We start from the raw sequence: 24,921 nt of genomic DNA on the forward strand, positions 1-24,921 counted from the left end.
TTTAGTCATCACGAAATAACTCTTTAAACATCGGCTCTGGGTTCTCCAGAAATGCTCTAGTCACCTCGTAATGCTCCGTATCCTTGTAATTTATGGGGTATATTCCTGAGCTGTCTATTTGATAAATAATCGCACCGGGGTACGCCATTAATATGGGGGAATGAGTCGCCATTATAAACTGAGATTCAGCTTTAATGAGCTGGTGCATCCTACTTAAAACCGCCAGTTGTCTGGTCGGCGACAAGGCAGCCTCAGGTTCGTCCAGCAAATAGAGTCCTTGTCCGCCAAACCTCTCTACCATGAGAGCCAAAAAGGATTCACCATGGGACTGCTCATGCAAAGAAATGCCCCCATACGAGTTTTTGATAGGCGGCCCAAAACTTGGGGCTTCGTCTAATTCATCGATGTTAGTGGCAACATTGTAAAAACTCTCGGCACGTAGAAAGAACCCATCCCGATATTGTTTAAAGGATTTTGATAAACGAATGTAGCTGTGAAGACTTGAGTGTGTATGACGCGTGCCGAAACTAAAATTCTTTGAACCACCCTCAGCATTGAAACCAAGCCCAACCGCAATAGCCTCAAGTAATGTCGACTTGCCGGAGCCATTTTCTCCGACAAAGATAGTGACTTCCTTACCAAACTCAATGGAATCAAGCTCCTTAACGGCAGGAATGCAAAATGGATAGGCATCAAACGATTCAATGAAATCCCTTTTGAGAGATATTTCTTTCAAATACGGCAATGCGTCCATTGTGATAGTCCCTTTGGAAAAAAGCGGTATTTACAACGCAAAACGCCGCCCCCCTTTAATTGATGGTTAGCGGCGCTCTGCTAATCAGAAGACCCCAAGCGCTTTAAATTTGATTCACTAAGCGACGTTCGAGGTTTCTATATATGGAGTAACGACGGACATACTATGTGCTACTGCGGATTCTTTCTCTCCAACAGGCGCGACATAATGAATGGCTGCCTCCGCTGCAGCATTCCCTGCGAGCTTGGCAATGATCCAAGTCGCCAGATATTGCGATGCCATACAGCCACCCGCCGTTGCAATATTACCTTCAGCAAAAAACGGCTGGTTTAACACATTAACGCCTGACTCAATTACCCAAGGTTTAGTAGTCAAATCCGTACAAGCAGGTAAACCATTTAGCATTCCCAAAGCGGAAAGCAATAAGGTTCCCGAACATTGCGCGCAAATTAATTGTTTCGATGGATTCAGATTAAGTCGACTTAAAATGCTGCTATCTTTGGCAATATCTCGAGTGTAGATACCGCTACCAACAAGCACTACATCGGCATGCGTGGCAAACTCTAAAGGTTGTTGAGCGGTAATCTTTACGCCATTCATCGAGGTTACCTCTTTAGAAGGGCTGGTGATTTGGACCTCCCAGCCTGAACCTTTCATGCGATTAAGAATTCCAGAGGCGATAAATGAATCCAGTTCATTGAACCCCTCGAAAGTAAGTATGGCGATTTTCATGTATCACTTCCTCTAAATTAACTAAATAAAAGCAAATGCTCGCGTTTTTGGCGGGTAAACCATTCCCGCTTCAAGCTTGAAGGTATGGTTAGCGGTTCCCTTCTAATTAAACTCCGAGCATCGGCATGTGCTTGATGAGCTTATATTGCAAAGCCAGTTGAAGACAATGCCTTACCGCCTGCACAGGCAAATTTTCAGAAACAGCCAATACAATAGCTCTATTTCCCTCAAACACCAAAATATCCGAATACAATTCACGAAAGGTCGCCACGAGTGTCGTCTGACAATGAAAAAATAGACAGTAGTGATCCGGGCTTTTATCTTTCCAATCCATGCGAATAGGACTGCCCGTTTTAACAGAATACGTCGGCTCGCCCCATTTTAAAGACTCTTCAACCTCACCCAAGGCCAGGTCATTAGCCGTATCCAAAACCAGGGCTCTGAGCTGACGCATTAACGACTGAACATGGTCAGGGTAACTCGCGAACTTTTCTTCAACTTGCCGATTCATGAACCCGTCCTTTTTTTGGGATAGGAGTTAGGGGAAGTTGAGTCAGAGTAACACTGTGTTTCATTTTACTCTGCCCCCAATTATTAAAACCTGTATAGCTCGTTAGAAGACCTACACAGGGATCTGGACGAATGGATGATTTACTATAATAATGACAAAACTCGTCAGGGCAAAAAATGTTGTGGCAGAACGCCATTGGAAACATTGCTTGATGGGAAATCGATTTGGGCGAAATGAATTTAATTTAAATCTAGACTGACAGTCACCGGTTGAAAAATGGGTAACTGTCAGATCAAGTCTGGACTACTACACTTAATCGTAGTTTCTCTAGAACGTAAACCGTTCCATTACTTTTTTCATTAATACGGTTTGCGCTGTGAGTTCTTCTGAAACAGCCACACTTTGAGTTGATGCGGCCGCATTTTTTAGCACAACCTGATCAATATCAGTAATACTCCGATGCGCATTATTTACCCTTTCAGCTTGTTCTTCGCTTGCATGCGCAATTTTAGCTACGAGCGTTGATGTATTTTCGATGCTATCAAATACCTTTTCTAAAGATGTAGCAGTGTTTTCAGCAATCTGAACACCATTGATCGTGTTATATTGAGAAGTTTGAATCAATTTGTTTGTCTCCTCCGCAGCTTGTGTACTTCGTGAGGCTAGACTGCGAACCTCATCCGCTACAACGGCAAAACCACGCCCTTGCTCGCCCGCTCGCGCTGCCTCAATCGCAGCATTCAAGGCTAACAGATTTGTTTGTTCGGCTATTTCATCTATTGTTTTTATAAACTCAGATATACTTTCGCTTGAGTTCTTAATCTCATTCATTGCATTAATCATTTCCTGCATATGAGATTGCCCTTCCGAAACCGCACTTTGAGCATTTCCAGTTAATTTGTTGGCTTCGACCGCATTTTTTGCATTCTCTTGTGTTTGTAAAGATAAGTCGTTTAGTTGAGCTGATATTAGCTCCAAACTATCTTTCTGCTGGTTCGTACCGACGGCAAGTGATTGATTCGCTTCTGTCATTTGCGTACTTCCGGAAGAAATAAGATCGCTGGAGCTTTGTACCTCTTGCAAAATATGCTTGAGCTGTACTTGCATTTCCCCTAGAGACGTACCCAAGGTGTCTTTCTCTGATGCCAATTCCAATGTCGATGACAAGTCACCCGATGCGATTTTTTGTGCAAAATCCGCCTTTTCCTTAAGAGTAGAAACCATCTTCCGCACCGAAGCATACAAACTATCTGGTGCTTCATTATTATTAGGTAGCGATACATTGAGTTCACCCACTGAAACTTTGCGAACAACCTCAGACACATACCTAGGCTCCCCTCCCAACTTACGAAGTGTAATTCGGGTAATGATCATGGCAACAAATACACCAACGACAATCGCTATGACTACAAGGACACCGATCAATATTTTTCCGGAAGTATTGCTACTTTGTAATTGAGGCCCTAATGTGTCCTGCTGTTTTTTAACAGAGAGCTTGATTCCTTCTATTTGAGCCGCAACATCAGGGCCAATACGATCAAGTTTGTCTCTAATAACAGCGTTACGTTTTGTAATAACCGTAACTAGCTTAGAAAAGGTTTCCTGATATAGAGAAACGTCGCTATTTACTTGCTTCAATAAAGTCCGCCTCTCAGGGTTTTGCAGAACCTTATCTAATTCTATTAGCTGCGCGGACATATTTTTAAACTCAGAATTAACACGCTCTACAGCGTCGATTTGGTTATGTTCTAAGAACTTTGCAGCATATAATCTCGCCAGCAATAAGTTTCTCGTTGCGAGAGAAGCTGCATAAGCAGCCTCCATATCTTCATCTTCTTTAGCTGTAATAAGAATTCTCGTTAATGCTTTTTCAATCAACGGACCTTTAACATTTAAAATTTGGTCTACATATTCACTTCGCTGATTTTTGTATTCTGAGACAGTTTTTACTCCTTCGCTATATTCCAAGATCAGCCCGTCTATAGCTGTAATAAGAGCATAACGCTCAGGACTTTTAACGTACTTCTTCGCTTGCTCGATAAACCCTTCAGTTTTATCGAAATACAGTTGAAAAGCCTTCTTATCAGCGTCCTTTGAGCTGATAATAAAATTTTTAACATTCATTCTCATCAACAAAATATTTGCTTGTATACGACCAGTAATGTTGGTAGTCCTCGCTAAAGCACGATATTCAGTGAACCCAGATGCAGCTCTCTCTATTACTTTGAATGACGTTACACCGACCACCAACATGAGTACCAATACAAAACCAAAGCCTAAATAGAGTGATTTCTTAAAACTCATAACTGTCCCTTATCGAAATGCCTAAATAAAAACCATTATATTTTTTAAAAAAATAACAGCATACTTCAACATAAATATAGTTGATTTCAAGATTTTTTCTTCAAATAGCCGTATAAAAAAGATACCTAGATGTTCTGTTGGAACGTTTGCCCAATCTATTGTTTGAAAAGGTATATTAGAACCTGTCACTTTAATCTCCATAGTGAAACATAATATTTAAATAGTGCGCATGCGCGTTTAGAAAACTCAAAGATATTATCAAAATAACTAGGGTCAGTAGGGTAAGAGTGAAATTATAATAACTAGGGAAAATCAAGATTAGGGAAAGTGAGGATGAGTCCACTGGCTACGACAACGGCTCCTGCCTTGTTCTAATCCCCTACATCCATGTAGGGATCAGCGTGAGCTTTTCTTAATTAAACAGTTCCTTTCTTATTCAAGGCAAGTTTCGCCGTCCAATATGAACATATTGGCAAAGAACTTAACAAAGAATAGGAAGTGTTTAGACCGCGCCTTAAGGTCTTGCGCAGAAACGGCTCCCGCTTACTAAGTGTGATTGAACAAGGTGATGACTCACTGCGCAGACTGATTTTTCCCTAATTACCCGTTTCTTAGACAAGACTGAAGCTCAGAAGACTTGTCCGTGTTTTCCCTCAATACCCATCCGAACCATCGCCTTCAATTTTTTTCACTTGCTTCTATTAAAAAATCCTTTTTGTTAGTTTTCTAAATTTTTTAAGAAATGTTTAATATTTAAAATACAAAAACTAAAAATTAGGCTTATCAAACTTAATTAATCATCTCCCTGTGGGTTCGCAAGATATGGCATTATCTAAAAGATCAACTCTACACTTTTGCTCACTCCATGGAGCTGCGATAACAACATCTAGATAAGATCCAAATAGAGAAAACCTACTAACATAAATTGAAGGATAAGTTTCTTCTAAATTGCTATTAATGTTCTTTATTTCGCAATACTTATGAACATTGTTATCTTTTATATATCCACCATAAATACAATGATCAGATTTTTTTACATATGCCACATATGAATCATTATTAGCATAAAACTTGTAGTTACTTATATCATCTGCATAAACTACAACAGGAATTAATAAAACTAACCATAAAACTACTTTCATTCCAGTTCCTTTTGTCTTTTTCTAAATCGATTATCATCAACACCAAATTTATTTTGCCATAACAAGTTATCTCTCATAACTCTATAAAAATTCGATCTAACACCACTCAAACCTTCCTGCAAATCCTTATAAATCGCTGGTACAATCTTCTTCCTTGTATTCCCTCGCTTATCATCTGAACCGGTATAATGCCCTACATAACGAAGATCGGTGATCACTTCCCTAACCTTCACACTCAATGCATCCCAATCAAGCTCTGCCCCATTGATGTAGTCATTTCTGACATCCAGTTTGGTGGTTAATCGTTTCGCTTCTTGTTCATAATATGCATACAATTCAAGGAACAGGTAATGCTGCATTTTTCGCGTAATTTCTTGCTCTTCTTTTGGTACTTCAGTGTCTAGGGTTAGCCAGTAATCATAAGCCGCCTGTTTTGTTTTACCCGCTCCCTTTTTAAGCCAATCCAATAATTTGGGACTGATTGGCTTACAATTCATGGCGGCGGCATTGAAGTACTGCTCAACCTCAGCGGCAAGCCTATTCCCTATGTCGAAACCACGACCAATCGTAATACCGGAATCCTCAATCACCTTGCCAGCATTATTCGGCACATGAGGCTTGCGGGTAAACATGAAGCTGGATTCCACATCCGTTCCTTCTGAATCAAAAGTAAGTTGCCCATTAGGCACAGTGAGCCACTTTTCATCCATTTCATCATCAAAGGTATGAATCGGCCACCAATTCCACACCTCCTTTGGCAAGCCTAAGCCACTGGCGTCTTGCATCCACACCAGGTTATCCACTCGCTCTTTTTCGTGTTCGATCAGTTCAGCAAAATGTGGGCTGGTGAATTTGCCGAGCAAAGTCTCCCAAATGGATTCTTTTTCCGGCGCTGTGTCGTACCACTCGCTGGCGTGTTTATGGTACATGTATTGAGCACTGTCCCACTTGGAGAGATTCTTAGCAATCTCAGTGCCCGGCACATCGCTTTCATCTAAGGTCACGGCTTGATGGAAGGCTTTAAAGAAGTCATTGGGTTCTTCAAGGTTCAGGTAGCCATCCGAACCATCGCCCTCCACTTTTTTCAATTTATCAAGGTTAGCACTACCAAAAAATCGCTTTAAAAACGCCTCTGGCGGTTCTTCTTTGGAAAACAGCTCAAAGTGAATCTGGTAACGAGGATCGACAACCGGCGTGTCGGCTTCAATTTGTGTCGGTATATGAAATTGCCCAAGGTAGCCAATGGCATCGCCGCCTTTGATGTCAATTTGGTCTGCGCCACTTAACTCTACCAGAGCCCCTTCTGTGACAGTGTTTGCATCGATGGTTTTGACCAAGTCATCGTCCACACACAGCCACGTCTCTGTGATGCTACTGCCACCATAGTTCAATGCGGGATCTAGGGTACAACGAGCAAAGTGTCTCGTTTTGTCACCAAACACTTTGCTTTTCAGCCGTCTGGGATCGTAGCGAAAGGTCTGTTCTTTGCTAACCGCAAAACCAGCTTCCCCCAGGCTATCGGTACGGCAACGCAAGCCATTCGTCGAGGTCACTTCGGCGGTTTTTTCAGTATAAAGCCAGTTTGGCAGCTGAAAATTTTCCACAAGATCGGATAAGTTTTCTTCCGTAGAAGGGGCCAAATGCATGTACAGGGAGTAGAAATCAAAGTGTTTCTCTTGCTCCCCTTCCTTATAGGAAAACACATGCTGTACCAAACAAAAGTCCCCTGAATAGGGCAATTCGAGACCACGAAATGTCGAGGTTGAATAAGTATTATTGATGCGGTAAGCCACGATTTTACCATCGGCGATGGCGATAACAGGATGGTCTTTCTGACAATGTGCGGCATTGTTCAATGAAAAATGCATACCACCGTGCCATGAGGAATTCCCCGGATTGTAACCATATTGTCCGGCCACCTCTTGCTGAAGTTGAGTCTGAAACGCATTGCCATCTTCATAAACGAGGCCATTCGGTTTAGGTACGGGATAAATAAACTTCATTCACAACATCCTTATCACTAACCTGAAAAACTGAAGTCACTGGTGGTAATCATATCGGCAAGTGCTTCCGCTTCATAGCTTTCCGCGCCAATATTCACTTCTGGGCCCACCAGAATACAAACAGAGACAGTGGGCAAATAGAACCTTTACTTTCTTAGCATCATTTCTTCCTTAAAATTGAAGCAAAGAATTAACTTATCACGATAACAAGTACTTGGGTATCAGATGAAGGGGATTTGTCTTTCCTTTTAATTGGTTTTTATTTGTTATGTGTGCGTTGGTTCGAGATGTTTTTTTATTTTAGTCAGATCCTCATTGCTACCAAAGTGATGATAAACACCACTGGCCTTGGTGCTAAATTTTCGCTACAGAGGTTTAACTTGATCTCTTTTCAGATTGATATTTTTTTATGCTCTAACACTGCCAATAGCGGCCGAGCAAAGCAAGGTCCAGCGTACGAAATGCGTTATGCTGCTTGGCCTTGTTAAATTTTTGAGCCGACAACTTTTTCATGATATTAATCTATAGCCTTATTGACCTCTCGAAATAACTAGAAATAACTAGGGTCAGAGTTAAATTAAATTTAATTTAACTCTGACCCTAGTTATTTGAACTCCTTTGACACTTAACGCCCGCATTAAGGTGTGAGTAGCGCTTGGCTATACTTGAGCGAAGCGAAAGCGCCAAGCGTTGCGAATCACTCTTAAATGCTTTGTTATGAGTAATTACGCATCACTCGAACGACCAAATACCACCATAAAAATGACAAATATAATCGTTAGAAAAAAGAAGCTAACCACTAATAAACTACCTTGCAAGCATAAAGAGAGCTGCACTTGCTTGATTAAGTGATACATCATAAAAGCAAACCAAATAAGACACGTGAAGTCACTTAAAGCTATCGTAACTTTACTTACAGAAAACTGTCTTGAAGTAAGCCAAGTACCTTTTTTCTGTTGGGACGAGCGATATTTAAACAATTCACCTGTTATTTCGTCTTCTATGTTAGCGACAATTGATTCCCAGTTTTCTTGCCAATATTTGCTACCTCGATTAACGAGACTCCAAGCGATAGAGCAGACAAAACCGAAACAAGCGAGTGCAAAAGCAAGTACTGGACTATCTTTTGCAACGGTGGCATAGCCGACAAACGCCGAAGCAATAAACCCCCAAAAAAATACTGAACGTTTCCAGAATAGTTCAATCTCAAAATTACGTGTAGCCAAAGCAACATCATATTTTTTGAGTTTCATTTTATCTTCAGACACTAGAGCCTCCATTACTCATAACGCCAAGCTAAGCGGCGCGCGTTAGCGCGTCCTTGCTTGAGCGCCTTGTTATGCTTTTTCTATATTTCATCAAACAACTGCAATAATCTAAAAACGGTATTATGATTTCTGATAGTGACCTCTTGATAGACTGGCAAACTGGCTAGCTTCATATACGATGTTTTAGTTAGATTTTTGTTTGATACAGACCAAAAGATTATATTTTTTCCAAGCTCAATACTCTCAATTTCAGGCTTTTGCTGCGGCAGTTCTTTGAATATTTTTTTTGGCGTATTATCGCCAAGCAAAAATAGTGCATTATGCTTTTGCTGATCATTTTTACCCCAGTTCTCTGATGCTGACTTCACCGCAGATTTATATTGATTGTGAGATAAAACAACAGCACGAGCATCATAGGAAAATCGCTTTGATAACTCTTCTTCTATGCTCTTTGCTAGTTTTTTTGGACTTTTTTCGCTGCTTTTAAAAAGGATATTGCCACTTTGGATGTATGTTCGAACACTTTCAAAGCCTAGATCTTCAAATAGCTGGCGTAAGTCTTCCTTCGAGATAACATTTTTACCTCCAACATTGATACCTCGTAAAAGAGCTAAAAATTTCAAACTAAACTCTCCTTAAAGCATAACGCCTTGCTCACCGGAGAATTAAGAGCGTAGCGAGCAATTTTTCCGAGTGCAGCAACTTATTATGCCTTTGTTGCCAATTGTTCATAGCCAAGAAGTACTGAAGGGCTAAATGAATCAAACTCCCATCTTGGCAATCTTTGGCGATCAGTTTTGTAGGCCTCCATCAGTTCACTTAAGTCTGAAGGTTTGTCTATGCCGAGAATGCATTTAACTTTTTCAAAATATGACCTAGATGAAGACCTCGCAAATACTTCAAATGCACTGTGAAAACGACCGACATAAAGCAATGTATCTGGAAACCAACGTGCATAAAAGTCAGCTTGCTGCACCTCTGCTCTCATAAACAATATAAAGTCAGCTTGCATTAGGTAACGGAACTCTATGCCAGAATACTTACTCCTTTGCTCAAGTAAATCTGCATGCAAGGATAAACGTCTTAACTTCAACCTATCATTTCTATGCTTTAAGGATCGCAAATATTCTCGGAAAGACTCATATCCGACCATTGTCTCTTTTCCATAATCGGATCTACCTGCAACATAGTACTGTTGCGTCAACAGCAGATTAACCTCTGTAAATCTTTCATGTTTCGTGAAAATAGCAATCGCATATAGAAAAAGTTCGTGAATAATGAATTTAAAATTATCAAAGTCCCACTCACTCCAACTATTAACGTTTTCTGGCCTGTGCATATAAGGGATTAAGGATTCAAAAAAACGATGGATCTTTAATACATTTTCTTCTGTTGGTGCATATTGTGCGATTGCAATAAATAGCGAAATTGCTTCGTTTCTATATGGAATGAACTTCTCTATATTATCAATAACTTGATCGTCAAACTCCCCCTCTTTTTCAGCAATCCTGAACTTCTCAAGATTGCTTACAAAAGTGGATAAATACTCATCCATTGCACCAGACGCAAATGGCTTATTTTCCTTGATAGCTGAGATAGCCCTTTTTTGAGTAGCAGTTGTTCCTAGAGATATCCCATCGGATTCATCCAAAAATGACGGCCGTTTACCTATCTCTGGTCTCGTATAGAGAGGCTTGTCATATATCCAACGTAATAACTTTTCAAAGTTATCTGAATAGTTATCGGGTTCGCTTAAATCTATATATATTCGTGATTTATAATATGTGGGTAAGTAAGCATTACCTTGTGAGTCTCTTTCAGGAATTATGGCTACGAATTTTCCTTGCTCCTGATTTTCATATACCTCACGCGAAATGATTTGTGTCTCAGTGCCGACGCCACCAGATCGGCCATCCGCTTTTGAAGCGTATACTTCGTCACATATGATTGCTACTTTAGATATTTGTGGGTCTGTAACCATTTTTTCCATGAACGTGACAGAATCATGGCCTTCCTTTAAATCCCACTTATCAAGAATTACATGCACACCAGATTCAGTTAGCTCATTAGCTAAATCGATTACCCACTGCTCGTGTGTTGGGTTAGACCAACTATAAGAAATAAATAACTTAGGGTTTTCCATTTATACGTAAATCCTTAATGAGGCATAACGCCCAAAGAAGCGGCGCATTTATGCGTCCGCCTTACTTTGTTTGTTATGTTAAGGTGGTAGCAGGGGTTGCATGTTATCCATTGATATTGGTTCGAGTTTTTCAACCAGACCATCCAATCGAGCAACCATCAATCCCAATGTAGTACAAAAGTCTGCTCTCGAATCATCTACACCATCAAAAAACTGTTCCCTGAGCCAAGAAACACCACTAGCATTTTTGATTGGCGCATATAAGGACTTTATCCTATCTTTATGAGAACCGTTGTTTAAACTTGCTCCATATACTTCATGAGCAAAACTGTTCCTTATTCTTCTAACTAAATGTATGGCCTTACAAAATTCTGAGTCAATAAGGCCGAGCCTATGACATAGATCGATTTTTGCGCTAAACGTGCCTAGTGGACCATTATTGGCAAAAAGCTGATCTGTACTATTAGGACAGGGTAGTAAAAAGCGTTCTAAAACCAAGCCTAACATTTGGTCTAGTTTTGATGCTCCTAAAACCACCGCAGCCCTATCACTTTCTTCCTTAAATTCATTTACAAACTCACAGAAATCTTCGTACTGTCGATTCGAAACTGATTTCTCGTCTTCATTGGAAGTTTTTTCTAATTCGGTTTTTGCTTTACTCAACTTTCATTCCTTGAACATAACATCTATGGACACCCCGATTTTTGCAAGCAAAATCAAGCTTTAACAAGAGTAGTTTTGCAGCCATCTATTCGGATTTTTAGTAAAGCCTTTTTAGCTTTTATCCCTGATGCTTTACTAACTCAAAATGGCGCCGACTTGGTTCTAATCATTTTGGCGTTTTCAACGAAACGATGTTAGTCCCAGAATTTCCAAGTCACGGTCTTAACTATCTTGTTGTCACTCTTTAAAGCAGCAAAAATTGAGGTTCGTTTTATAAAAATAGGATGTGAGTATCAATTAGGCTGGAAAACTCCTTCTCAATTCATTTGTACATCCCTTACTTGCATTTCATGTTAGAACAGCGTTTTGGATTTTGCCAACAAGAAAATTTTATTTTTTAACCAAGGTATAAATTGGTGAAAACGAGAAGTTTAATGTCTGATGGCGCTTCGCTTATCATACCTACATTTTGTAGTTTACTCTTCGTTGATGTGAGGTTGCCGGGCTAACCCCATCCTCACCTTCCCCTTGAAGACATAAGGGGAAGGAACATGAGATTTTGTCAGATATGAAACGCTTTAAACGTAAAAAGAGATAATTCGCTTCATGAGTCAATCCTCGACACGTTCCTGAATGTGCGAAAGGACTCAAAAGATTTTTTGGTTACTTTTGCATCGTTTGGCAAAAGTTACCCGCCTAGCAGGGCGGAATGAAGCTCCCCAACCAAAAACAATGAGAGGAATCCAAAATAACCTCAGGAACACGAGCAAAGAGCGGAAGCTAGAGGGAATCCCTCTTAAACTGATTCTCTTTGGTTTCAAAGTGAAACCCACCGCTTTTGAGGCGTTCAATGAGCTTTTGTTCCTCAATTTCAAAGCTGGCGCACAATGACGAGAGACTGGAATAATCATTGCGCAGTTTGAGGTTGATGATGCTAAACAGCATGTTGATGTCCATGGTGGCGATGTTTTGCTTGGTCAGGTTCATTGGCTCTCGTTCTCCTCTTGGTGCAGATGCTTGTCTGACAAAGGATGGAATTCGCGACCAAGCAGGTAAACGTCTTCGATGCCGTGGGCGCTGCGGGCGATGTTGGGCAGTTTGCCCCATTGCTCAAAGCCATTGGCGGCGAAAAAGTTCAGGCTATTGCTATTAGAAGCGTAAATGTAGGCCACTAGATGGACAAATCCGATCTGCGATCTTTCGTCTAGTAGGGCTTCCAATAAGGCTTTGCCAACGCCAATGCCTTGCCAATCAGGCAGCACGTATAAGCTTACTTCTGCCGCTTGATCAAATGCTGGTAGGCCATAAAAAGGTTCTAATGAACACCAGGCGAGTATTTGTTGGTCTTGTTCGGCAATGAGTATGGGGTGGGAATCTGTCATACTTTCCAGCCAATCCATCACGTCCAGTAAGCAGATATTGGCATGGCGCTTGGTAGAAAAGGAGTGTTGATCGCAAGCGCGCAAGATCTCAAGCATGGCAGAAGCGTCTTCAAACTTAGCAAGTCGTACCTGACAGTTTAAAGCCACTTCTGTTCTTCCTTATGCTATTGGCGGTTAGCCTTGTTCCAGCAAGCGGCGCAAGTCGATGATGGCGGTGTTGGCGCGCGAAATGTATGACGCCATGACCAAGGAGTGGTTTGCCAACACACCAAAGCCGCTGCCATTAAGGATGAAAGGCGACCAAATGCTGGTTTGTGTGGCTTCCAGTTCACGTATGATCTGGCGTAGGCTCACCAAGGCATTTTTGTCTTGCAGGGTAAACACAAAATCCACTTCGATAGCGCGAAGAATGTGGATCAAGGCCCAGCTCGCGCCGCGCGCTTCGTAGAATACATCGTCGACTTTTGACCACGGGGTTTTGACGTATTGGTATGCCCCCGAATCGTTGCTTTGGCGCGCGCTGCTGTCACCCGCAAGATCCGTGTTTTCACGTACGTTGGCGACGCTGGCCGACAAGCGCTGTGACAAGCTACCCAAACGCGTACTGACATCGGATAACCAATCAGATAAATTATCCGCACGAGCGTAAAAGTTGGCTTTGTTATTGCCCTGCCCTGCTAGACGATCAAGGTATTCTTGCAGCTCTTGGTTACCACGGCGATATTCACTTTCACTGGAAGGCAAAGCCCAACTGTGATTATCAAAGTTAAATTGTGGTTCGGCGATTTTTAGATTCACGTCTTCGGTGGATTGCGACTGGGAACGGCTAAATTCTTTGCGGAAAGCGCGGGCCAAATCCCTTGCTTGCACTAAGACGCCAAATTCCCATGCAGGCATGTTGTCCATGAAAACACCCGGTGGCATCACATCGTTACTAATAAAACCGCCCGGTTTTTCCAATAAGGTGTCGACTAAGGTGTGTAACGTGCTGCCCGTGGTGTAACCCACTACGAGTTTTTTGCTGTTGTTTAGGTAGCCACGTTCTGCGGCCATGTCTTTGGCGCTGGCCACCACGTCAAATTGTTCTGGCTCGTTACTCCAATACATGCCCAAAAAACTCAGCAATATTGCCAATACCAAAAGGACGATAGCAACCACTTTACCAATACCGGTGCCGATAGCGGAGAAGTTCAAACGCTCTTGCAAAGCCTGCCATTTCGCTTTTAACCAAGACATCTTTTTTTACCACCTTAATCCTGTTTTAACTCTACGTTGTATCGCGCTCTATGATAGATCATGGCACGCACACGAAAGTCAGTTCGACTGTTAATAATCTGGTAGATCAATCTGGCCTGTTTGTCGTTGGGCCAATTAATATCTAGCCTACTTTGAGTTGCCGTTACTACCTCTATAATAGGCTGTATTTTGACAAGTATTTCGTCTTCACTCAATGTAAATAAATCTTTTGGTAAGGCGAACACTCCTGGAGTTAGGCTTGTATTAGCGGCGCCCTCAAGAGACAAATGATCGCTGCTATGAGCTTGATTTGTCTGCCCAACTGTACTTTGAGGTCGCTGTGTTGGCTCTTTTTGTTGTTTGCGTTTGAGACGTAAATCCGCGATGCGAGAAGCGAATTCATCAATTAAGGGGTCTTGCGGGTTCACTGAAGAAGCACTTTCCAAGTACTTCTGCGCACTGACATACTGACCTTGTAAGGCTTTTTGCCATGCCCAATCTGTGTAAGTTTCGACAATTTTCGCTATGCCTTGAATGGCATCAAAGTTACCGGGGTCTCGTCCCAATGCCGCTTGGAAATACAGATTGGCATTGTCATCAGCCGGAGTAAGTAGACGGTCGACCAAATAGGCCTTGCGACCTTTTTCAATAAGTGACTGAGTAATCTGCTGAGCTGGTGTAAGCTGTTGTTGTGCCGCTGTTGGCTGGAGTGTCTCGACTGGCGTGATGACTTCTATTTCTTGGGCATCAACTTCGGCACTGGAAGCCAGCTCAATGCTGCCATCAAAGCCAGTTTTTTCAGTCTGCTCATGGGGTTCAGCAACAAGCACTGGTTCTTCCTCCAAAGGGCTCACGCTGCCGTTTGGTTGCACCGCAGTTTGCTGACACGCCGTTAAAAAAACCGCAGCAAACAATAAAGATATTTGCTTTTTACTCAATTTCGCCCCTTACATTTGGCAACTTTCGGGTAGATTGATAGTCTACTCTCTTCATTCGAGGTGATAAACGATGACTTTATCACTATTTGTCTTTCTCTATTTATTGAATGTATTTATGCGTCTGATCCTTGCTTGTTATGCTCTACTGTTTCACCTGTCTGCGTTTGCCTTTACGTTTGCTCCAACCAGTCCATTTGAGCAAGCGCAATTTTTACCCGCCGAGCAAGCTTTCCAATTGTCCGTCAGCGCACCGAAAGAGGGACGCTTTAACGCCACCTGGGAAATTGCCGACGGCTATTATTTGTACCAGCAACGTTTTCAGTTTTCGGGACCACAAGCGGATCATTTGTATTTTGCTCCCTTTCCTCAAGGTGAGGCTCATGAAGATGAATACTATGGCAAGGTGACCATTTATCGTCAGCACATCAGTTTACCCATTTATTATGACATTCAGTTACCCGCCGGCACTCAGATTCAGGCCAACCTGCATTTTCAAGGCTGTGCCGACAAAGGGCTTTGTTACCCGCCACAAAGTATGCCGATAAACTTTACTGTACCGGATAATGACAGCACACAAGCCGCTAACAAACAGTCCTTCGCTCAGCAAGCTTCAGCAATAGCACCAGTACCGACAACCGCCTCCAAAAAGGACTTTACGCCCTCCAGCGCCCAGCAAGTCATTCACGCTTTGCAACAGGATACCTGGTTTAGCAGTCTGTGGTTAATGTTCGGTTTGGGATTGTTACTGTCGTTGACCCCATGTGTCTTGCCTATGGTACCGATTGTCAGTGCCATTGTGTTAGGCAATCAAACAGACCATCAAGACAATAAAAAGTTCACCGCCAGTCTGCGTGGTTTGTTGTTGAGCGCGGCTTATGTTCTGGGCATGGCGCTGACTTATGGGGCCATTGGCGGATTAGTCGGTTTGCTGGGATTGGGCTTTAATTTACAAGCTCAGTTGCAAAACCCCATTTTGATTGGTTTTAGCATTCTGATATTTATCTTATTGGCGCTGGCCATGTTTGGCTTTTATGAATTGCGTTTGCCCACGCGATGGCAAAATACCTTACAAGGCTCACGACTTTTTTCTACCAATCAAAAACAAGTCTCTGTCAATCAACAACCGGATTCTGTGAATCATAAGCGGGCTAGTTTGGCCGCTTTTGTGGCGGGTATTCTGGCCACATTAATCGTCTCCCCTTGTGTTTCTGCTCCGCTTGCTGGGGCGCTTTTGTTCATTAGCGGTCAAGGAGACGCAAGCTACGGCGCGCTTATTCTGTTTGTAATGGCCTTAGGCATGGGCACGCCTTTGCTGTTAGTTGGTCTGTTTGGTGCCAGCATTTTGCCCAAGCGCGGCGCTTGGCTGGAAGAAGTAAAAGTCATCATGGGCTTTGGCTTGTTAGCGGTGGCGATTTGGCTATCACGGGCTTGGCTGCCGAGCGGAGGCGAACTCTTGTTATGGGCCTTGTTCGCCCTTACGCTGAGTGGCTACTTTATACATCGCGGTGTTAAAGTGGCATCTCACCCATTGCGTTGGATATTGGCATTGGTGTTTTTCTTATTGGGCAGCATACAAATGGTCGGCGGATTAAGCGGCGCGACCTCACCTTTACAGCCTTTTAGTCGCTTTACTTCCCATTCCGTTTTTAAGGACACCTTGTCTACAGATACTGCCTTATTAGCATCCCACGAAAGTGTGTTTGATGCGCAGATTGGCAGTTTGGCCGAACTGGATCAACTGATAAAGGACGCGGACCCACGCCCCATGGTATTGGATTTGTATGCAGATTGGTGCATCAGTTGTCGCACCGTAGAAGCCATTTTGGCATCCAATGAGGCACAACAACATCTTGCGCAGTTACGTTTGATTCGTGTTGATGTCACAGACAACACAGAAGACAACCAAGTGCTAATGCAAAAATTCCAACTTTATGGGCCACCCTCCTTGATTTTTTTGGACAATCAAGGAGGTTCCTTAGCAGAGCTGGCTTTAATAGGTGAACCCAGTCGACAAGAGTTGATCGAACGCTTAGCCGCTTTGGTCGCTTTACCTGAAGGATAACGGCTTTTTTTCACCAAAATCCCTCTCACAAAAGACATCGGTTTACCTTAGGTTGCTTTTTGACCTAAAGTGGTTTTTTTCTGTTTTTTCCCCGAAGAACTGGACAATATTCTGCTTTTTATTGATAATCCGAATCGGTTACAAGCTTTAACATTTCTATTTTTTCATTCGAGTTTTGTCTAAAGCCGTTTTTACGTTACCTACAATTTACAACCCTCAGTGTGCAAACACTGAAACACTAATACAAACAGAAGAGAGTACCCATGGACATTCGTAAAATTAAAAAACTAATTGAACTTTTAGAAGAGTCAAATGTATACGAAATAGAGATCAAGGAAGGCGAGGAAGCCGTTCGTATTAGTCGTGGTGGTTCACAGGTTGTTACTTCAGTTGCTGCTCCAATCGCTGCGCCAGCACCGATTGCCGCCCCTGCTGCGCCAGCAGCAGAAGCAAGTGCACCTGCAGCGCCAGCCATTACAGGCCACCCTGTTAAATCACCTATGGTCGGAACTTACTACAAGTCTTCAGCACCTGGTGCTAAGCCATTTGTCGAAGTCGGCCAAAAGGTTAATGTCGGCGATACTATTTGTATCGTTGAAGCCATGAAGATGATGAACCAAATCGAAGCGGATAAAGCCGGTACCATCGGTGCCATCCTAGTCGAAGACGGCGAGCCTGTTGAATTCGATCAGCCTCTCGTTACCATCGTATAACCCAACACAATAGGTTTCATCATGCTTGATAAGGTATTGATTGCTAACCGAGGCGAAATCGCGCTGCGTATTTTACGTGCGTGTAAAGAACTCGGTATCAAAACCGTTGCGGTTCACTCGAAAATTGACCGCGACTTATTACACGTTCGCCTTGCAGACGAATCTATCTGTATTGGTCCGAACCCATCCTCTGAAAGTTATTTGAAAATTCCAGCCATTATCAGTGCGGCGGAATTGACAGACACTTCAGCTATTCACCCAGGTTACGGTTTTCTTGCTGAAAATGCGGATTTCGCAGAGCAAGTGGAAAATTCAGGGTTTACTTTTATCGGTCCGAAAGCGGAAACCATTCGTCTAATGGGTGACAAGGTTTCTGCTATCAAAGCGATGAAAGAAGCAGGCGTTCCTACGGTTCCTGGTTCTAATGGTCCTGTGCCTTCTGATCCAGATGAGTGTCTACGCATCGCTAACGAAATCGGTTATCCGGTTATCGTCAAAGCGGCCGCAGGTGGTGGTGGTCGTGGTATGCGCGTGGTTCACAATGAAGCCAGCCTACTTAAATCTATCAGTGTTACCCAATCTGAAGCCGGATCTTATTTTGGTGACAGTACGGTTTACATGGAGAAATTCCTCACTAACCCTCGCCACGTTGAGGTTCAAGTCTTGGCCGATGGTCAAGGCAATGCCATTCACCTTTATGATCGCGATTGTTCTTTGCAACGTCGTCACCAGAAAGTATTGGAAGAAGCGCCAGCGCCAATGTTGGACGAAACATCTCGCCAAGCGTGTTTGAAAGCCTGTGTCGACGCTTGTATCAAGATCAACTACCGCGGTGCAGGGACGTTCGAATTCCTTTACGAAGATGGTCGTTTCTACTTCATCGAAATGAACACGCGTGTTCAGGTAGAGCACCCAGTAACGGAAATGGTAACGGGTGTAGACATTGTGAAAGAACAATTGCGCATCGCCAGCGGCTTACCACTGTCTTTGAAACAAGAAGACATCAAGCTAAACGGTCACGCGGTTGAATCTCGTATCAATGCAGAAGACCCTAAGACCTTTATGCCAAGTCCGGGTAAAGTGGAATACTTCCATGCCCCAGGTGGTATGGGCGTTCGTGTGGACTCTCACCTTTACAGTGGCTACTCAGTACCACCTACCTATGACTCCATGATTGCCAAAGTCATTTGTCATGCGGGTGATCGTACTTCCGCACTGAAACGTCTTTCTGGTGCGTTAGATGAAACCTTCATCGATGGCATTAAGACCAACATTGCGCTGCAAAAAGAGCTAGCCAATGACGCTAACTTCATCGAAGGTGGCGTAAACATCCACTATTTGGAGAAAAAGCTCGGTCTTTAAGGATCCGCGCTCAGAGTCTGACGAGGAAAAGAATCGTCAGACTCTGTCATTTTCCGCTCGCCTCACGCATCAAGCTTCGTTATTCTATTCTTGTAAATTCATTGTTGGACATCTTTTATGCCTTGGTTGCAAATACGTATTCACACGACGCCCGACCACGTTTCTGCTTTTGAAGACACCTTATTAGAATGTGGCGCTATGGTGGTTACCTTTGAAGACATTCATGATGACCCTATCTACGAACCAGAGCTAAACACCACACCAATGTGGAAAAATACTAAGGTAACCGGTTTGTTTGAAGCGGAAGCCAAAGTCGATGAAATTCGTCCAGTGGTAGTGCACAAAGCACAATCCATTGGCGAAGATGACATTGATCTAAAAATTGAAATCCTGGAAGACAAGGATTGGGAAAGAGAATGGATGGACAACTACCATCCCATTCAATTTGGCGAACGTTTGTGGGTTTGTCCAAGCTGGCGTGATGTACCAGATCCCAGTGCCGTCAATTTGATGCTGGATCCAGGCTTGGCCTTTGGAACCGGTACTCACCCAACCACGGCCTTATGCTTAAAATGGCTCGATAGTATTGATTGCCAAAACAAAACCATTATAGATTATGGCTGCGGTTCCGGTATCTTAGGCATTGCTGCCCTATTGCTTGGCGCGAACAACATGGTGGGCATTGACATAGACCCTCAAGCGGTTGAAGCAACACAAGAAAATGCCTCTCGCAACCAGATTGATCCAAGCCGTTTGGAAGTAAAATTGCCACCTTATGAGACAGATTTGCAAGCCGATATTGTGGTGGCAAACATATTAGCAGGCCCATTAGCCCAGTTAGCCCCCACTATTGCAGCTTTGGTAAAGCCGGGTGGTCAGTTGGCTTTATCTGGTATTTTGGCGAACCAAGCGCAAGAAGTCATCTATGCTTACCAAGATTGGTTTAGGATAGAAAACGTGACCGAATGCGATGAATGGGTTCGCATTGTTGGCACCAAACACACTTAACTTTATTATTGAATACATTGCTTTGACTTAAGGAATACATTTGCCCATGGCCAATAGCTTAACCACACGTTGCCCAAAATGTTCCACTGCATTTCGTGTCAGTGATGATGTCTTGAGCATGGCCAAAGGCAAGGTTCGCTGTGGTCAGTGTTTCCATATTTTTGATGCCAAACAGGCCAGTGTGAAAGCAAGTATCGAAGACGCGAATACTGCGCCTCAGCAAACGCCGGCAGTAGAGACTAAAAACGATACGACAAAGACAGCAACAACCTCGTCTACCAAGATGGACAACCGACTGGCCCCTGCGGATGACGCCGTGAATCCGGATTGGCTCAGCACCTTATTTATCGATGAAGATTTGCAACCCGCCGCTGATAATGCGGCCCTTCAAAAACCAAACGCTCAGCAAAATCGCTACCAACAAAGAATCCATCAGGCCAAGACAGAAAACACTAAGACAGAAAACACTAAGACAGAAAAAGCCAAAACCACCTCCAACAACAAAGAAACAACATTCGAATTGGCCCCTTGGGAAGTGGAACTGGCCGAAGTGGAAGCAGCCTTACAGGCACGACCGAAAAATGCTGAAAAACCGGCACCACGTCCTGCTGAACAAGCCGTACCAAGCAGCGCGCAAGCAGCGAATAAGTCGCCGACAACGTCTGCCAAACACACCAATACCGCATCCCAATCTGCTCATAGTTTGACCAATAACAGCGCGGCAAGCGCTTCCAGTAATATGGCAAAAGCAAGCCCTGTAGATGCAGAAAGCGCCCATCAGCCAGACTATATGACAGCCCTGCATTCATTGGCGCAAAGTGCCTCAGAGCAAACCCGCCCACCCGCTGGCGCTCAACAACACAGCTTTTTAGAGCAACTGTCCGCTCAGCAAAGTTTGGCGCCACTGCTGGAAGAAGCCAAAGCTAAGGCATCTGTCAAACGCTCTCATCCTTGGCTGTGGTTCATTGCCATTGTCTTGGGACTGGCTGTTTTAACAGGACAAGCGGCCAACCATTTCTTTGATGAAGGCAGCCGTTCATCCCATTTTCGCGGTTTATATCGCATGTTGTGCTCTTATACAGGTTGCACTTTACCAAGGTTTGAAGACGTCAGTAGCATATCCATTCAACACGTACGTATTCAAAGCCATCCAAGCATTCCAAATGCGTTAATGGTCAATGCCATCATTACCAATAACAGTTCTTTTTCGCAGCCCATGCCCAAAATCGCTTTGGAATTCTTTGATTTAAATGGCAAACCTGTTGCCGCACGCTTGTTTGCACCCAGTGACTACTTACACAAAGACTTTTTAGACATCACTTTCATGCCACCCAATACCCCAATTCATCTGGTGATTCCCATTCAGGATCCAGGTGCGAGAGCGGTGACGCATGAATTAAAAGCCTTTCCGGCAGACACTCGCTCCTACTAATGACGGCCATTTTTTAAAGAAAAAACCCCTTTTCTGTAAAGCATTCCTGACAGATGAAAAAAAAGCACAAAAAATAGCCAATTTTTCACCTGTCAAGACTTCAAAAATAGAAATTGCCTAGGTATTATTCTCGCCCGCTCGACACAGTCGAAGATCTTTAACATTCAATCCAGTATTCAGGAACATCATGGCATTTGCTATTGGCCCATATTGCGTTGAAAAGCCGGTTATTCTTGCTCCTATGGCAGGCGTAACCGATTTGCCTTTTCGTCGCCTCTGTCATGACCAAGGCGCAGGTCTCGTGGTCTCAGAGATGGTCACATCCGATGTCCGACTTTGGCAATCCAATAAAAGTCGTCATCGCTTAGTGCACGATGCTGAAGTGTCACCAAGATCCGTGCAAATTGCCGGTGGTGATCCACAAATGATGGCCGAAGCAGCACAACAAAATGTGCAGCTTGGCGCACAAATCATTGATATCAACATGGGCTGTCCAGCAAAAAAAGTGTGTAACAAGGCCGCAGGTTCTGCCCTGTTGAAAGATGAACCGCTGGTTCGTGACATACTGGAAACGGTTGTAAATAGTGTGTCCGTGCCGGTGACACTGAAAATACGCACCGGCTGGAGTCAAGAGCAAAAGAACGCCCTTACCATTGCTAAAATGGCGGAAGACATTGGTATTAAAGCCTTGGCCATTCATGGCCGTACGCGCGAATGCAAATTTCAAGGCACTGCCGAGTACGACACCATAGCACGAGTCAAACAAGCCATTAGCATTCCGGTGTTCGCCAACGGCGACATCAAGGATGCACAAACGGCGAAATTCGTTAAGGATTACACGCAAGCGGATGGCATCATGGTAGGACGTGCAGCACAAGGCAAGCCGTGGATTTTTCGCGAAATTAATCACTATTTACAGACCAATGAATTGTTGGATCCTCCCTCTCTTGCAGAGGTAAGAACATGGGTTATTCAGCATGTACGCAACCTACACGAGTTTTATGGAGATTATCTCGGTCTGCGTATTGCTCGCAAACATGTTGGCTGGTATTTACAAACATTAGCGGATAACACGCAGTTTCGCAGTGTGTTCAATCGTATTGATAATACGCAAGAACAGTTAGACAAATTAGAAACATTCTTTGTTGGTCACTAGACCAATGAATTGGTACTTAATGCATCGGCCACTGAACAGAATTCGGTTCAATGGCTAATGCCATTATTAAATGGTTAGCTTTAAAAAAAGAGAAGGTCATTCCGTGCTAGAACAAACTCAAACTCATACGTTTCAAGCCGCTTCTTCAGATCAGTCACAAACGCTTCGTGACCATGTTGAGAAAGCACTACAAAACTATTTCGCTCATCTTGATGGGCAACCGGTGACTGACTTGTACCAATTGGTACTCGCTGAGGTTGAGGCGCCTCTGCTTGAGTCAGTGATGAGCTATACCAAGGATAACCAAACGAAAGCATCAACACTTCTAGGCCTTAACCGAGGCACCTTGCGCAAAAAATTAAAGCAGTACGGCATGCTGTAAGCATTAAAAAAAAGGGCGAAGTTCGCCCTTTTTTTGTTTTTCCCCTTATTCATTTAATGTTAACTACATTGCGAGAACCATGATGGCAAATCAAAACACTGTGACTCCAATCAAGCGCGCGCTAATCAGCGTTTCCGACAAAACAGGCATTGTCGAATTCGCTCGTGAATTGGCCGCTCAAGGCGTTGAAATTCTTTCCACTGGCGGTACCTATCGTTTATTGCTCGAAAATCAAGTCGCTGCTATTGAAGTATCAGATTACACTGGCTTTCCAGAAATGATGGACGGTCGTGTAAAAACCCTTCACCCAAAAGTACATGGTGGTATTTTGGGGCGTCGCGACATGGATGGCGACATCATGAAAGAACACGGTATCAATGCCATTGATATGGTGGTGGTCAACCTTTACCCATTCGAAGCGACCATTGCACGCCCAGATTGCGATCTACCAATGGCCATTGAAAACATCGACATCGGTGGCCCAACCATGGTTCGCTCTGCTGCCAAAAACCATAAAGACGTTGCCATTGTGGTATCCCCTAACCGCTACGCAGACATCTTAGCCTCTTTACAAACAGATGGTGGTCTCACCTACGAACAGCGTTTCGACCTAGCAGTACAAGCCTTTGAACATACTTCTCACTATGACGGTGCTATTGCCAACTACCTAGGCAAAAAAGTCACTGGTGGCAGTGAAGACTTCGCGCGTACCTTTAACTTGCAGTTCAACAAGCAAGAAGAAATGCGCTATGGTGAAAATCCTCACCAAAAAGCCGCTTTCTATGTGGAAGCCAATCCTCAAGAAGCCTCTATCAGCACAGCTAAACAGCTACAAGGTAAAGCCCTTTCTTACAACAACATTGCAGACACAGATGCGGCGTTGGAATGCGTAAAGAGCTTCCAAGAACCTGCTTGTGTGATCGTAAAGCACGCTAACCCATGTGGTGTAGCGACAGCAGCCAGCCAACTTGAAGCTTACGACTTGGCGTTCCAAACCGACCCAACCTCTGCTTTCGGTGGCATCATTGCCTTCAACCAAGAATTGGATGCGCAAACTGCGCAAGCCATCATTGACCGTCAGTTTGTCGAAGTCATTATTGCGCCAAGTGTTAGCCCAGCGGCAGTAGAAATCGTGGCGGCAAAACAAAACGTTCGCTTACTAGCCTGTGGCGAATGGTCACAAAACAAACCTGCCGCGCTCGATTACAAGCGTGTTAACGGTGGTCTTTTGGTACAAGATCGTGACGACGGTATCATCACGTTAGACGACTTAAAAGTAGTATCAAAGCGCCAGCCTTCGGCAGAACAACTGAAAGATCTATTGTTCGCATGGAAAGTAGCCAAATTCGTTAAATCCAATGCCATTGTGTACGCCAAAGCCGGTCAAACCATAGGTGTTGGTGCAGGCCAAATGAGCCGTGTTTACAGTGCTAAAATTGCCGGTATTAAAGCCGCGGATGAAAACCTTCAAGTAGCAGGTTCGGTGATGGCATCGGACGCCTTCTTCCCATTCCGTGATGGCATTGATGCAGCGGCTCAAGCCGGTATCACAGCGGTTATCCAACCGGGTGGCTCCATGCGTGACGAAGAAGTCATTGCCGCTGCCGATGAAGCAGGCATGGCCATGGTGTTCACTGGCATGCGTCACTTCCGTCACTAAGCTCTGAGCCAATAAGTAGTGACCCGCTAAGTATGAATCAAAGCGCCATGTAAAACGGCGCTGTTTGATA

General features: G+C 43.7%; 22 protein-coding genes and 1 pseudogene. 9 read left to right on the forward strand and 14 right to left on the reverse strand.

Annotated features, from left to right (window positions below; all coding sequences use genetic code 11):
* Position 1: 1 nt before the first annotated feature.
* The 3 genes from ACXAH2_RS04065 to ACXAH2_RS04075 all read right to left on the reverse strand — a co-directional run bounded on the left by ACXAH2_RS04065 (position 2) and on the right by ACXAH2_RS04075 (position 1,997).
* The gene (locus ACXAH2_RS04065) at positions 2–754 is read right to left on the reverse strand and encodes an AAA family ATPase (RefSeq protein WP_475076888.1); all 753 of its coding nucleotides are present in this window, start codon (positions 752–754) and stop codon (positions 2–4) included.
* Between the two features lie 117 nt (positions 755–871).
* On the reverse strand, positions 872–1,486 hold the full coding sequence (locus tag ACXAH2_RS04070; RefSeq protein ID WP_475076889.1) for a DJ-1/PfpI family protein: 615 nt from the start codon (positions 1,484–1,486) through the stop codon (positions 872–874).
* A gap of 106 nt (positions 1,487–1,592) precedes the next feature.
* On the reverse strand, positions 1,593–1,997 hold the full coding sequence (locus ACXAH2_RS04075; protein WP_475076890.1) for a DUF1801 domain-containing protein: 405 nt from the start codon (positions 1,995–1,997) through the stop codon (positions 1,593–1,595).
* Positions 1,998–2,087: 90 nt separating this feature from the next.
* Between ACXAH2_RS04075 and ACXAH2_RS04080 the strand changes: the two are divergent.
* Positions 2,088–2,234 (forward strand): annotated as a pseudogene (locus tag ACXAH2_RS04080) (IS481 family transposase); the annotation flags it as partial.
* 90 nt (positions 2,235–2,324) lie between these two features.
* On the opposite strand, the gene ACXAH2_RS04085 reads toward ACXAH2_RS04080, so the two are convergent.
* From ACXAH2_RS04085 to ACXAH2_RS04135, 11 genes are all read right to left on the reverse strand, one after another.
* The gene (locus ACXAH2_RS04085) at positions 2,325–4,301 is read right to left on the reverse strand and encodes a methyl-accepting chemotaxis protein (protein ID WP_475076891.1); all 1,977 of its coding nucleotides are present in this window, start codon (positions 4,299–4,301) and stop codon (positions 2,325–2,327) included.
* Positions 4,302–5,098: 797 nt separating this feature from the next.
* Positions 5,099–5,443, reverse strand: a complete 345-nt coding sequence (locus tag ACXAH2_RS04090; protein WP_475076892.1) for a hypothetical protein — start codon at positions 5,441–5,443, stop codon at positions 5,099–5,101.
* Entirely contained in the window at positions 5,440–7,446 is a 2,007-nt protein-coding gene (locus tag ACXAH2_RS04095) for a pesticin C-terminus-like muramidase (RefSeq protein WP_475076893.1), read from the reverse strand. Before ACXAH2_RS04095 ends, ACXAH2_RS04090 begins: the two co-directional genes overlap by 4 nt.
* Before the next feature lie 725 nt (positions 7,447–8,171).
* Positions 8,172–8,714: a RipA family octameric membrane protein gene (locus ACXAH2_RS04100; RefSeq protein ID WP_475076894.1), complete on the reverse strand. Its 543-nt coding sequence runs from the start codon at positions 8,712–8,714 to the stop codon at positions 8,172–8,174.
* Between the two features lie 80 nt (positions 8,715–8,794).
* Positions 8,795–9,337 (reverse strand): DUF1697 domain-containing protein, encoded by a 543-nt coding sequence (locus ACXAH2_RS04105; protein WP_475076895.1) that lies wholly within the window; start codon positions 9,335–9,337, stop codon positions 8,795–8,797.
* Between the two features lie 83 nt (positions 9,338–9,420).
* Entirely contained in the window at positions 9,421–10,857 is a 1,437-nt protein-coding gene (locus ACXAH2_RS04110; RefSeq protein ID WP_475076896.1) for an SEFIR domain-containing protein, read from the reverse strand.
* Between the two features lie 78 nt (positions 10,858–10,935).
* Entirely contained in the window at positions 10,936–11,520 is a 585-nt protein-coding gene (locus ACXAH2_RS04115; protein ID WP_475076897.1) for a hypothetical protein, read from the reverse strand.
* A gap of 780 nt (positions 11,521–12,300) precedes the next feature.
* Positions 12,301–12,507: a DUF4250 domain-containing protein gene (locus ACXAH2_RS04120; RefSeq protein WP_475076898.1), complete on the reverse strand. Its 207-nt coding sequence runs from the start codon at positions 12,505–12,507 to the stop codon at positions 12,301–12,303.
* Entirely contained in the window at positions 12,504–13,049 is a 546-nt protein-coding gene (locus tag ACXAH2_RS04125; RefSeq protein WP_475076899.1) for an N-acetyltransferase family protein, read from the reverse strand. Before ACXAH2_RS04125 ends, ACXAH2_RS04120 begins: the two co-directional genes overlap by 4 nt.
* 27 nt (positions 13,050–13,076) lie before the next feature.
* Positions 13,077–14,138, reverse strand: coding sequence for a DUF2333 family protein (locus ACXAH2_RS04130; protein ID WP_475076900.1), 1,062 nt, complete (start codon positions 14,136–14,138; stop codon positions 13,077–13,079).
* A 14-nt stretch (positions 14,139–14,152) separates the two neighbouring features.
* Positions 14,153–15,076 (reverse strand): hypothetical protein, encoded by a 924-nt coding sequence (locus ACXAH2_RS04135; RefSeq protein ID WP_475076901.1) that lies wholly within the window; start codon positions 15,074–15,076, stop codon positions 14,153–14,155.
* Positions 15,077–15,146: 70 nt separating this feature from the next.
* Here ACXAH2_RS04135 and dsbD point away from each other — a divergent pair, with 70 nt between their 5' ends.
* The 8 genes from dsbD to purH all read left to right on the forward strand — a co-directional run bounded on the left by dsbD (position 15,147) and on the right by purH (position 24,851).
* Positions 15,147–17,138, forward strand: coding sequence for a protein-disulfide reductase DsbD (gene dsbD / locus ACXAH2_RS04140; protein ID WP_475076902.1), 1,992 nt, complete (start codon positions 15,147–15,149; stop codon positions 17,136–17,138).
* A gap of 263 nt (positions 17,139–17,401) precedes the next feature.
* Positions 17,402–17,851 (forward strand): acetyl-CoA carboxylase biotin carboxyl carrier protein, encoded by a 450-nt coding sequence (accB, locus tag ACXAH2_RS04145; protein ID WP_475076903.1) that lies wholly within the window; start codon positions 17,402–17,404, stop codon positions 17,849–17,851.
* A gap of 21 nt (positions 17,852–17,872) precedes the next feature.
* Positions 17,873–19,213 carry an acetyl-CoA carboxylase biotin carboxylase subunit gene (accC, locus tag ACXAH2_RS04150; protein ID WP_475076904.1) on the forward strand — a complete coding sequence of 447 codons (1,341 nt, stop codon included), beginning with the start codon at positions 17,873–17,875 and terminating at the stop codon, positions 19,211–19,213.
* 117 nt (positions 19,214–19,330) lie between these two features.
* Positions 19,331–20,221 (forward strand): 50S ribosomal protein L11 methyltransferase, encoded by an 891-nt coding sequence (gene prmA, locus ACXAH2_RS04155; RefSeq protein ID WP_475076905.1) that lies wholly within the window; start codon positions 19,331–19,333, stop codon positions 20,219–20,221.
* 46 nt (positions 20,222–20,267) lie between these two features.
* Entirely contained in the window at positions 20,268–21,653 is a 1,386-nt protein-coding gene (locus ACXAH2_RS04160) for a zinc-ribbon and DUF3426 domain-containing protein (RefSeq protein WP_475076906.1), read from the forward strand.
* Positions 21,654–21,840: 187 nt separating this feature from the next.
* The gene (gene dusB / locus ACXAH2_RS04165) at positions 21,841–22,809 is read left to right on the forward strand and encodes a tRNA dihydrouridine synthase DusB (protein WP_475076907.1); all 969 of its coding nucleotides are present in this window, start codon (positions 21,841–21,843) and stop codon (positions 22,807–22,809) included.
* Positions 22,810–22,912: 103 nt separating this feature from the next.
* Positions 22,913–23,191, forward strand: a complete 279-nt coding sequence (fis, locus tag ACXAH2_RS04170; protein WP_475076908.1) for a DNA-binding transcriptional regulator Fis — start codon at positions 22,913–22,915, stop codon at positions 23,189–23,191.
* An 82-nt stretch (positions 23,192–23,273) separates the two neighbouring features.
* The gene (gene purH / locus ACXAH2_RS04175; RefSeq protein ID WP_475076965.1) at positions 23,274–24,851 is read left to right on the forward strand and encodes a bifunctional phosphoribosylaminoimidazolecarboxamide formyltransferase/IMP cyclohydrolase; all 1,578 of its coding nucleotides are present in this window, start codon (positions 23,274–23,276) and stop codon (positions 24,849–24,851) included.
* Positions 24,852–24,921 lie beyond the last annotated feature (70 nt).

The sequence above is a fragment of the Marinomonas sp. ABL3_031 genome (assembly GCF_056161265.1).